Annotated in this window: 1 pseudogene; it reads left to right on the top strand. The window is 40.4% G+C overall.

The features are described 5' to 3' along the window. Positions 1-129: 129 nt before the first annotated feature. Positions 130-261: pseudogene (locus FCL47_RS24125) on the top strand (transposase); the annotation flags it as partial. Between the last annotated feature and the right edge of the window lie 417 nt (positions 262-678).

The raw sequence follows: 678 nt of genomic DNA, 5'->3' as shown, positions 1-678 counted from the left end.
TCCCCGGTGGGCCTTCGCAAAATGTTCAACTGATGCAAAATAATGCGAATGTAGTGCCACTGGAAATATTTAATGGCTGTATGTGTTTATATTTTCTAGATATTATTTTTGCTGTGTTAAACATGGGCTAACTCTTTTCGTCTTGATGCGGCCACGATAGCTGATTTGTACAAAGAACGTTGGCAGATCGAGCTATTTTTCAAATGGATTAAGCAAAATCTGAAGGTAAAAACATTCTTAGGTACATCAAAAAACGCAATACTTGTCACCGCCGATCATTTTTGACCCACCCACCGACGATTAGTTGACCCACCGTTTGTGGTTGTAGCGCTGCAACATTTTTCTTTCAAACTCCCTCGTTCCTTATTGGGAGCGACTTTGAAAGAAAAATGTTTTCATTAAATACCCACTATGCCACAAAGTGGGTGGGTCCGAGAAATGGCCTCCGGTGGGTCAATTTTTAATCGGTGGTGACACAATACTCACTCAACTATGGATTGCGCTGTGCGTATATCTCTTATTATCATTTCTGATTACCCCTGAAACTCAGATTGTGAAAAAAAAGTTCAGGGTAGTCACTATATGATACCCCAGGTGTGTCATACTCCTCTTACCTAAAACAAAAGGAGGAGATGACATGGCAAAGAATTCGGTTCAATTTCAAAAAGGGTACAGCTT

The sequence above is a fragment of the Desulfopila sp. IMCC35006 genome (assembly GCF_005116645.1).
Taxonomy (GTDB): Bacteria; Desulfobacterota; Desulfobulbia; order Desulfobulbales; family Desulfocapsaceae; genus Desulforhopalus_A.
This window is presented reverse-complemented; position numbering and strand designations above follow the sequence as displayed.